At 71.5% G+C, this 9,504-nt stretch carries 9 protein-coding genes; 1 reads left to right on the top strand and 8 read right to left on the bottom strand.

The features are described 5' to 3' along the window. Positions 1–90: 90 nt before the first annotated feature. The 7 genes from dacB to ACZ59A_RS24130 form a co-directional block, all read right to left on the bottom strand. On the bottom strand, positions 91–1,398 hold the full coding sequence (gene dacB / locus ACZ59A_RS24160; RefSeq protein ID WP_470961853.1) for a D-alanyl-D-alanine carboxypeptidase/D-alanyl-D-alanine endopeptidase: 1,308 nt from the start codon (positions 1,396–1,398) through the stop codon (positions 91–93). A gap of 253 nt (positions 1,399–1,651) precedes the next feature. Beyond that, positions 1,652–2,995, bottom strand: a complete 1,344-nt coding sequence (locus ACZ59A_RS24155) for a hypothetical protein (RefSeq protein ID WP_470961648.1) — start codon at positions 2,993–2,995, stop codon at positions 1,652–1,654. A gap of 14 nt (positions 2,996–3,009) precedes the next feature. Continuing rightward, complete coding sequence (locus tag ACZ59A_RS24150; protein ID WP_470961645.1) at positions 3,010–4,044, bottom strand: neocarzinostatin apoprotein domain-containing protein; 1,035 nt, start codon at positions 4,042–4,044, stop codon at positions 3,010–3,012. Then, on the bottom strand, positions 4,041–4,955 hold the full coding sequence (locus ACZ59A_RS24145; protein ID WP_470961640.1) for a COG1470 family protein: 915 nt from the start codon (positions 4,953–4,955) through the stop codon (positions 4,041–4,043). The genes ACZ59A_RS24150 and ACZ59A_RS24145 overlap by 4 nt, the downstream gene beginning before the upstream one ends. Positions 4,956–4,965: 10 nt before the next feature. Then, the gene (locus ACZ59A_RS24140) at positions 4,966–5,682 is read right to left on the bottom strand and encodes an LPXTG cell wall anchor domain-containing protein (RefSeq protein ID WP_470961850.1); all 717 of its coding nucleotides are present in this window, start codon (positions 5,680–5,682) and stop codon (positions 4,966–4,968) included. Positions 5,683–5,925: 243 nt separating this feature from the next. Then, positions 5,926–6,447, bottom strand: coding sequence for an ATP-binding protein (locus tag ACZ59A_RS24135; protein ID WP_470961637.1), 522 nt, complete (start codon positions 6,445–6,447; stop codon positions 5,926–5,928). A 183-nt stretch (positions 6,448–6,630) separates the two neighbouring features. Further along, complete coding sequence (locus tag ACZ59A_RS24130) at positions 6,631–6,999, bottom strand: STAS domain-containing protein (protein ID WP_009717368.1); 369 nt, start codon at positions 6,997–6,999, stop codon at positions 6,631–6,633. 252 nt (positions 7,000–7,251) lie between these two features. Between ACZ59A_RS24130 and ACZ59A_RS24125 the strand changes: the two genes are divergently transcribed. Further along, entirely contained in the window at positions 7,252–8,199 is a 948-nt protein-coding gene (locus tag ACZ59A_RS24125) for an RNA polymerase sigma factor SigF (RefSeq protein ID WP_470961632.1), read from the top strand. Between the two features lie 84 nt (positions 8,200–8,283). Here ACZ59A_RS24125 and hutI read toward each other — a convergent pair whose 3' ends face one another. Then, entirely contained in the window at positions 8,284–9,480 is a 1,197-nt protein-coding gene (hutI, locus tag ACZ59A_RS24120) for an imidazolonepropionase (protein WP_468052609.1), read from the bottom strand. Positions 9,481–9,504 lie beyond the last annotated feature (24 nt).

The following is a 9,504-nucleotide window of genomic DNA, read 5'->3' as shown; positions in this document are numbered from 1 at the left end:
CCCCCCCCCCCCCCCCCCCCCCCCCCCCCCTCCCCTCCCCCCCTCCCCCCCCCCCCCCCCCCCCCCCCCCCCCCGGGCCCTCTGTGGTTGCTACGCCCAGCAGCCGTTGACCGTGGCGGCCAGGCCGTCCATGGCATCCGTGATCTTGGCGTTCGGGGCGGTGGAGTTGTTCTCCACGAAGGAGAAGACCTTCCAGCGCCCGTCCGTACCCTGGGTCACCCCGCTCAGCGCGATGGCGCCGGTCAGGGTGCCGGTCTTCGCCCGCACCTTGTTCACGGCGCACTTGGAGTCCGGGTCGTCGAAGCGGGCGTACTCCGGCCCGAGAGTGCTGCCCGCCTCACCGGCGACCGGGAGGCCCTCCAGGATCGGCCCGAGCAGATACCGGTTACCCGGTTCGGTGGCGTTGTCCAGGATGGCCGCGATGGTGGCGGCCGGTATCCGGGTGGTCCGGGAGAGACCGCTGCCGTCGTTCAGCACGACGTTGTCGAGCGGGACGCCGTACCGCGCCAGCACGTCCCGGACGGCCTCCGTGCCGCCCGCGAACGTGGCGGGCTTGCTCGCCTTGATGGCGGTCATGCGCAGCAGCGTCTCGGCCATGTCGTTGTTGCTGGTCTTGAGCATCGTACGGATCAGCTCGGCCACCGTGGGCGACAGTTTCTGCGCCACCGGGACATCGCCGGGGCCCGCCGTCCCGCGCGCGACCTCGCCGTCCACGGTGACGCCCCGGTCGGCGAGCTTGGCCGCGAAGACCTTCCCGGCGTCCAGCGCGGTGTCCGGGGCGAGCTTCTGGTCGACCGACAGGGCGCGTACGGGGGCGACCTGGTCGTCGTAATAGTCCGCGCGCCAGCCGTCGGCCATGGTGGGCTCCGGGAACAGGCTGTCGTCGATGTGGACCTTCACGTTGGTCACGCCCGCCGCCTTGAGCCCGTCGACGGCCGTCTGGGCCATCTCGCCGAGATCGTCGCTGCTCAGGGTCCGGTCGCCGCCGCCGACGAGGGTGAGGGTGCCGTCGCTGTAGACGACCTTGGTGGTGAACCGGTGCTCGGGGCCCAGCTCGTTGAGGGCGGCGGTGGCGGTGGCGAGCTTGGCGTTGGAGGCGGGCATCAGGGCGGTCGAGGCGTCGTGGCCCCAAATGACCTGGTCCGAGGCGGCGTCCAGCACCACCCCGCTGAGGCTGCTGCCGTCGTTGAGCAGACTCGGGTTGTTGATGCGTTCGCCGAGCTTCGCGGCCATCGTGCGGTCGGCGTCGTCGAGCTGCCCCGCGGCGTCCGGGGAATCGGCCGTGGCGGCCACGGCGGCGCTCTTGTCGGCGGCGAAGGCCGACGGCCCGGCGAGCACGGCCCCGGCCACGGGGGCGGTCGCGGCGAGAACGAGCGCGCGGCGGGCGGCCACGCTCATCGCCTTGGGCTTGCGGTGCCGGTGCCGCTGCCGCTGGGGGGTGGAGTGGGTTTCGGGATCGATGCGTACGGCGTCCATATGAAGTTCCTGATGAGCTGTGGGGGGAGCGACCCGGCGGGCGCTTTGGCAAGCACCACGGGGCGCTCGTGCAGGCCACAGGCTAGAACGCTTCGGCTAACGTCCCGCTAACGCGGTATTTCGTCATAGCGGTTCGCCCCGCCGCACGGTGTGGGGCGGGGCGAAGCGTGCTCGTTCAGCGGGTGCCGCGCAGCTTGCGCCACGGGGTGAGGGTGAAGATCGCGCCGCCGAGCAGGATCGTCGTACCGGCGATCAGGCCGAGCGCCGTGAGGCCGCCATGGTCGTTCGAACCGGTCTCGGCGAGCCCACCGCTGGTGCCGCTGCCCGAGGTTCCGGTGGATCCGGAGGCGCCCGAGGTGGAGGTTCCGCCGGAGGTGGTGGTACCGCCCGAGGTGCCGCCGGGCTGCTTCGTCGTGTCCAGCTCCAGCGAGGCGCCGGGGTCCTTGGCGGGGGTACACGTGGTGGTCGTACCGAGCGCCTTGACCGTCAGCACGCCCGGGGTGAGCGTCGCCTTGCCGCTCGCGCCCGGCTTGTAGGTGCCGGTGAGATCCGGGATCTCGATCGGGGCGCCGGACTTGATGGGCTCCTTGTTCGTCGGGCCCTGCACGGAGACGGTGCCCTTGTCCGCGCCGCCGACCTTGACCGCCATGGACGGCTTGACCGAGTCCGCGGGGATGTCGGCCGGGCTGTCCATCACGGACTTGCCGAACTTCACGGTCAGGGCGAAGCTGCCGCCGCTCTTGGTGGCGTCGATGCGGACCGGTGAGGTCGCGGTCTTGTCGCCGATGGGCGTCTTGCAGGCGTACTCGACCTGCACCTCCTTGCCGGTGAAGGAGTCGCCCTCACCGCCGTCGCCACCGGCGGTGGTACCGCTGGTGGTTCCGGATGTGGTGCCGGACGTCGTACCGCTCGTGGTGCCGGACGTGGTTCCCGATGTCGTACCGGACGTGGTTCCGGACGTCGTACCGCTGGTGGTGCCGCCCGACGTGCTGCCGTCCGTCACCTTGATGGTGGCGGCCGCCTTCACGGTCTCCTTCGCCGCGCACTTGGTGTCGGTCTCCAGCGGCTTGCTGACGTTGATGTTGTACGCACCGGGCGTCAGCGTGACCTCCCCGGCCTTCGTCAGCTTCAGCTTGGCCGTCATGTCCGACAGCTTCATCGGGCTGTCCTTGGGGATCGCCGGGTTCTCCCGCGGCCCCTCCATGGCCAGTTCACCGGTCTGCGCGCCGCCCACCGTGAGCGTGCCGGTGGGCTTCACCGTGTTCTCCTCCAGGTCGAGGATCGGTGGATTCTTGGAGGCGGCCTCGACCGTCTTCCACACCACCTCGACCTCGTCGCCGACCTTGGCCGTGGCCGGGGCCTGGACGTCCACGGTCGTGGTGCCCTGCACCGGGGGCAGCCCGGAGATGGGCGGCGGCAGGCATTCGGTCTGGTACGAGACCTCGGCGGCGTACGCGGTGCTCGCGCCGAACAGCACGCCCGCACCGCCGAGCAGCAGTGCGACGGCCGCCGCACTCACTCTTCGTTGCGTCCTCACGTCGTTCCCTTCGGGTTCGGTCGGTTCTCCTCGGACGGTGCGGAAAGGTGGTGCGTCGATGTCCCCGGCAGGGTGTCCGGGGTGAACCAGGGCAGGGCGCCGCCGCCCCGCGCCGGGGCGGCGGGAGCGGTGGCCGGTGCGGCCTTGCTGGTGGGCGGTGTGCGCGGCCGTACCTTGTCCACGACGGCCATGCCGATACGGAAGAGCGCCGCCGGGACGACGACGCACAGCAGGATCCAGAAGAGGGTGACGCCCCAGGGCCGCCCCACGCCCCACGGCTGTTCGACGAGCACCTTGCGCCCGTACTTCAGCGACACCTGATAGTCGCCATGCGCGCCCGCCGACAGCTCGACCGGCAGCTTGACCTGCGCCTTCTTCCCCGGCGGGATGGTGCCCCGCCACTGCTGCTCCTCCCAGTCGGGGGCGAAGACGCCGTGCGAGGTGCCCACCCGGAAGACCGGATCGCGGGCCGGGGTCGAGCCGAGATTGCCGACGGTGACGACGAGCCGTCGCTGCGGGGGCGCGCCGAACCAGGTCAGCAGCCCGCTCGAACCGTCGAGCCGCGCGGAGAGCACGCTGAGCCGCTCGCCGCCGGTGCGCTGCTCGGGCAGGGGTGCGACGGGATGCCCGGCGACCTTGAACGCCACGTCCGCGGCGGCGGCCTCGCCGGTCACGGTCGCGACATGGACGACGCAGGGGCAGGGCTTGGGCGGCTCGGCGACCGGGAGCTTCCGGCGGAACGTGCCGTCCGCTCCGGTGGTGACCGCTCTGCCGTCGGCGTTGGCGCAGGAGTTGGTGCCGCCGATCATGTTCTGACCGCAGATGAGCAGGGTGAGCAGGGCGCGCGGCCGCCAGCCGGTGCCGCTCACGGTGATCGTGCCGCCCGTGCCCGCCTGCTCCCGGGACACCGTCGCGGCCGGGCCGTCATCGGCCGCGACGGCGGTTTTGGGGGGCGGTACGACGAGGGCGAGCGCGGCGAGCAGGGCGGCCAGCAGCCCGGCGTACCGACGGGGGTGCGTACCGGCGTTCACGTGGTCGCTCCTGACTCCGTGCCGCGTTCCCGGCTTCGGTTCCGGTTCCGGCTGCGGCTGCGGCTGCGGCTGCGCACCAGCCAGGTGCCGCCGCCCGCCGCGCCCAGCGCCGCGGCCGCCGCGGCGGCGAGCAGCCACCCAGGGGCGGCGGTGTAGGTGGCGGAGGCCGTCGCGTGCGCCCCGCCGCTCGCGGTGACGGTGAGCTTCACGTCCACCGCGTCGAGGGCGGGGGCGTCCGGCCAGCGCTCGGTGAGCCGCACCCGCTTGCCCGGCGGCACCCGGACCGGGAGGGTGCGGGCGTCCCGGCGCAGCACCGCGCCGAGGAGGCCGTCGGCGCGTACGGCCAGCCGGGGCGTCAGCGCGGTGTTGCCGCGGTTGACGACCGCGTAGCGGATGGCCGCCCCGCCGCCGCCCCCGGCCCGTACGACCCGTACGTCCTCGACGGAGAGCGCGGACAGCGTGGCTCCGCTGATCCGCAGATGCATCCGTACGCCGGTCCGGTGGCCGCCGCCGGTGACGACGAGCGCACCGGAGCGGTCGCCGGGCGCGGCGTCGGGCGGCACGGTGACGGTGAAGGGGACATCGGCGCGGGTGCGGGCCGGGACCTTCACCGTGCGTGCGGCGAACGCGATCCAGGTTCCCGCGGCCACCTCGCCCCGGAGCCGCAGGGTGCGGGGGCGCTTGTCCTTGTTGGTGACCGAAAGCTTGTCCTGGAGTACGGTGCCGGGCCGCCCCTCCAGGTAGAAGTACGGCCGGTCGGCGGCGTCCGATGCGGCGCCCGCTCCGGGCGCGGGCGCCGCCGACCAGCCGGGTCCGGCGGCGGTGGCGGGCGTCGCGGGCGCGCCCAGCGGCACCGTCGCAAGCGCGACTGCGGCGGCCACGCGTAACGCGGCGCCGGTACGGGACGGCATCGCCGCTGCTCTAGGGGGTGGCCCGCCGGCGGCGGGTCAGCCAGAGCGCCCCGGCCGCTCCGGAGAGGAGCACCGTGCCGCCGAGGGTGCCGAGCGCGAGGGCGGAGTCGGCGGGTCCGGTCTGCGGCAGCTGGCCACCGCCGGTGCTGCCGGTGCCGCCGGTGCTCCCCGTACCGCCGGTGCTGCCGGTGCCTCCCGTACTGCCCGTACCGCCGGTGCTGCCCGTACCGCCGGTGCCGTTCTCATCCCCGGTATCCCCACTGCCGCCCGTGACGTCCAGTGTCAGCGAGGGCTTGGGGCTGTTGCCCGGCGTGCAGGTCGTGGTCGTGCCCAGCGCCTTGATGGTCAGGGTCGAGGCGGTGAAGGTGACCTTTCCGCTCTTCTTGGGGGTATATGTGCCCGTCAGTGTGCTGATCTTGATGGGCGTATTGGCGGGAATGGCCTGCGCGTTGGCGGGGCCCGACACCGACACCGTGCCGGTCTCCGCACCGCCGAGCTTGATGAGCGCGCTCGGGTGCATGGCCCCCTTGCCCAGTTCCACGGGGCTGGAGGAGACGCCCTTCTCGAAGGACATGGTGAGCTTGTAGGCGCTCCCGCTCGGAACGCCCTTGATGTCAATGGGCGATACGGCGCTTTTGTCGCCGATCGGCGTCTTGCACTGATAGTTGACGTCCACCGTGGCCGCGTGGGCGGCCGGAGCGGTGAGCAGTACCGCGGAACCGGCCATGGCCGCGGCCAACGTGAGGGCACCGCCGCGGGCAACCGCGCGGCGTTGTGGTTGGGACACCCGAGATCCCCTCTCGTCAAGCGCCGCAGCCGAATGTAACTGACGGCACATCAGATCGGGCGCCGACAGTACGCCGGGGACCTTGCCGAGGGAAGACAAAGAGCACGCCGAATCGGCGTGAAACGGATGGCCGGACTAGCGGGCGCTCAGCACCCGGACGGAGAGGGGCCGGGGCCGCGCTCTTCAGGCGGGCGCCGCCAGCTCGGCCCAGACGGTCTTGCCGGACCCCTCCGCGTTCCGCACGACCCCCCAGTCGAGGCACAGCCGCTGCACGATGAACATGCCGTGGCCGCCCGGCCGACCGGCGCGGTGCGGGGTGCGCGGGGCGGGCGTACCGGTGCCGAGGTCCACGACTTCGAGGCGGAGCACCTTCGCGTTGCAGCTGACCCGCAGTTCCTCGGGGCCGTCGGCATGCAGACAGGCGTTGGTGACCAGCTCGGAGACGACGAGCAGCACATCCTCCGCGGCGGCCCGCTGATCGGCGGTCGCAGCCGGAAGCCAGCCCCAGTCACGCAGCGCCTCGCGCGTGAAATCCCGGGCGCGCGGCACGGCACCGCTGGCCCCGATCAGATGGAGCCTGCGGAGCTGGCGGACCCGCCCCGGGGCCGGCCCGGGGGGTGGAGTGGCCGGTGGGGCAGCCGAAGCGGCAGGGCCGTCCGGATCCGGGCCGCGGTCGCCCGGCGGGTACGGCCGGGTGGTGCTCATCAGCGCTTCACCTCACCGATTCACCGATTCAGGGACAAGGGATACCTGATCTCTTCAACAGTTTCAGCCTGTCTCCTGCCCGGCCAAAGCGTGAGAACACCCACTTCTCCGGTACGGCTCATGTGACGCGGACAACGCCTCGATGACACCCTGCCGACACACCGGAAACAGGAGTGGCGTAGATCACTCGACAAGCGCTGCGTCAAGGGATTCATGGACCGTGAAGACGGCCTCCGCGCCCGTGATCTCGAATACGCGGGCAACGACCGGCTGCATCCCGGCAAGATGGACCGCCCCACCTTCGGCTTCGGCCTTCAGGCGGGCGCCGAGCAGCACGTTCAGCCCGGTGGAATCGCAGAACTCCAGATGCGAGCAGTCCACGACAAGCCGCACGCGGCCCCCCTCCACGCACTGCTCCAGCGGCTCTCGCAGCACCTCGGCGGTGTGGTGGTCCAACTCACCCGTAGGTGTCACGACCGCGCTCGCCCCATGGTGCCGAACCTCGACCTGGAGTCGGCCCTTGCTGGCGCTGCCGACCATCCCGCGGTCCATGTGCGCACCTCTTCTGGCGTCTCGTTGCTTTCGATTGCGCGCAATGAACCTTACGCCTTTGACCGGCCCTCCGGTAGCCGAACATTTCGCATAGTTCGGCAAATATGGACAACGTGGACTTGCCACGCACAGGCCACTACGGGTAGGCGTAGTAGGGACACACTCGAACACGGCCCGGCTTTGGAGGCGCCGCTCACCGGAGCAGCACGTCATGGCATCGGCAGCCATATGCCGAGAACGACGGAGGAGACTATGTCACCCCAGCTCGACGACTCGCGTACCGACCCGTCTTGGAGTACCAGGGCGACCGTCTCGTCGACTCCCGTACCCGAACAGTTCGTCCCTGATGCGGATGCCCAGGCGCTCGCCGGATATTCCTTCGACGAACTGACCGAATTGTCTGATCTGCCGGAAATCCCGTCGTTTGAGACGGTGAGTCCGGCCGACGCGAGGGCCCTCTCGAAGACGCTCTTCGAGCGCATCGAGGTGCTCGAAGAAGGCACCCACGAGTACGCCTACGTCCGGAACACCCTGGTCGAGCTGAACCTGGCCCTGGTCAAGTTCGCCGCCTCCCGCTTCCGCTCCCGCAGCGAGCCCATGGAGGACATCGTCCAGGTCGGCACCATCGGCCTCATCAAGGCCATCGACCGGTTCGAACCGGGCCGTGGCGTCGAGTTCCCCACCTTCGCGATGCCGACCATCGTCGGCGAGATCAAGCGCTTCTTCCGGGACACGAGTTGGTCCGTGCGCGTCCCCAGGCGGCTGCAGGAGCTGCGGCTGGACCTGGCCAAGGCCGGTGACGAGCTGGCCCAGCGACTCGACCGCGCACCCACCGTCGGCGAGCTGGCCGAGCGCCTGGACATCACGACCGCCGAGGTCGTCGAGGGCATGGCCGCGAGCAACGCGTACACCGCCAGCTCGCTGGACGCCCAGCCGGAGGAGGACGACTCCGAGGGCGCGCTGGCGGACCGCATAGGGTACGAGGACCACGGGCTCGAAGGCATCGAGTACGTCGAGTCCCTGAAGCCGCTGATCGCCGATCTGCCCGCCCGGGACAAGCAGATCCTCTCCCTGCGCTTCGTCGCCAACCTGACGCAGTCGGAGATCGGCGAGGAACTGGGCATCTCCCAGATGCACGTCTCCAGGCTGCTGTCGCGCACCCTCCGTCGGCTCCGCAAGGGCCTGATGGTCGAGGAGTAACGCTTCCGCAGACGGGTAAGGGCCCGCCCCCGCTTGCCGGGACGGGTCCTTATTCGTGCCCTCTTTTCCTGACGTGACGTGACGTCAGACGAGCGTGCCCGCCCGCCAGACCGCCGAGACCAGCGGCACGCCGGGGCGGTACGCGAGGTGGACGTGGGAGGGCGCGTCCAGCAGCGCGAGGTCGGCCCGTGCGCCGGGGGCGATCCGTCCCACGTCGTCGCGGCGCAGCGCCCGCGCCCCGCCCGCGGTGGCCGCCCAGACCGCCTCGTCGGGGGTCATCCCCATGTCCCGTACGGCCAGGGCGACGCAGAACGGCATCGAGCTGGTGAAGGACGAGCCGGGGTTGCAGTCCGGCGACAGCGCGACCGTGGCGCCCGCGTCCAGCAGCCGGCGCGCGTCCGGATATGTCGAGCGCGTCGAGAACTCCGCGCCGGGCAGCAGGGTCGCGACCGTGTCGCCCTGCGCCAGGGCGTCCACGTCGGCGTCGGTGAGATGCGTGCAGTGGTCCGCGGAGGCCGCGCCCAGCTCGACGGCGAGCTGCACGCCCGGGCCGTACGAGAGCTGGTTGGCGTGGACGCGCGGGATGAGCCCGCGCTCCTTCCCCGCGGTGAGGACGGCCCGGGCCTGGTCGCCGTCGAAGGCGCCCCGCTCGCAGAAGACGTCGACCCAGCGGGCGTGCGGGGCGCACATGTCGAGCATCGGGCCGGTGACGAGGTCGACGTACGCGGCGGGGTCGTCGGCGAACTCGGGGGCGACGATGTGCGCGCCGAGGAACGTCACCTCGTCGGTGTGGGCGGCGGCGATGGACAGGGCGCGGGCCTCGTCCTCCGAAGTGAGGCCGTAGCCGGACTTGATCTCCAGCGTGGTGGTGCCCTGGTGCAGGGCCTCCACCACATAGCGGGCGACATTGGCGTTGAGCACGTTGTTCGAGGCGGCGCGGGTGGCGGCCACGGTGGTGCGGATGCCGCCCGCGCTGTAGGCCAGGCCGGACATCCGGGCGTTGAACTCCTGGGTCCGGTCGCCCGCGAAGACCAGGTGGGAGTGGGAGTCGACGAAGCCCGGAATGGCGGCCCGGCCCGCCGCGTCGACCCGGTTGTCGGTGGCGGGTGCTTTGCTTGTTTCACCGACCCAGGCGATGCGGTCACCGTCGATGACGACCGTCGCGTCCTGGATCAGGCCGAGGGGGCCTTCGCCGAGGGAGGGGTCATTGGTGACGAGGCTGGAGATGTGGGTGAGGGCGGTCGTGGTGGGGGTCGCGACCGTGTCCGTGGCGGTGGTCATGGTGGGGGCGTTCTCCTTCATCAA

The organism is Streptomyces sp. NPDC040405 (assembly GCF_055595765.1).
This window is presented reverse-complemented; position numbering and strand designations above follow the sequence as displayed.

What these genes read in the sequence shown, in the direction of transcription:
- ACZ59A_RS24140 (WP_470961850.1), bottom strand. Translation starts at nt 5,682, where the DNA reads ATGGCCGGTTCCGCGGTACTGCTCACCGCTCCGGCCGCCCACGCGGCC.
- ACZ59A_RS24130 (WP_009717368.1), bottom strand. Translation starts at nt 6,999, where the DNA reads ATGGACCGCGGGATGGTCGGCAGCGCCAGCAAGGGCCGACTCCAGGTC.
- ACZ59A_RS24145 (WP_470961640.1), bottom strand. Translation starts at nt 4,955, where the DNA reads ATGCCGTCCCGTACCGGCGCCGCGTTACGCGTGGCCGCCGCAGTCGCG.
- ACZ59A_RS24125 (WP_470961632.1), top strand. Translation starts at nt 7,252, where the DNA reads ATGTCACCCCAGCTCGACGACTCGCGTACCGACCCGTCTTGGAGTACC.
- hutI (WP_468052609.1), bottom strand. Translation starts at nt 9,480, where the DNA reads ATGACCACCGCCACGGACACGGTCGCGACCCCCACCACGACCGCCCTC.
- dacB (WP_470961853.1), bottom strand. Translation starts at nt 1,398, where the DNA reads ATGAGCGTGGCCGCCCGCCGCGCGCTCGTTCTCGCCGCGACCGCCCCC.
- ACZ59A_RS24135 (WP_470961637.1), bottom strand. Translation starts at nt 6,447, where the DNA reads ATGAGCACCACCCGGCCGTACCCGCCGGGCGACCGCGGCCCGGATCCG.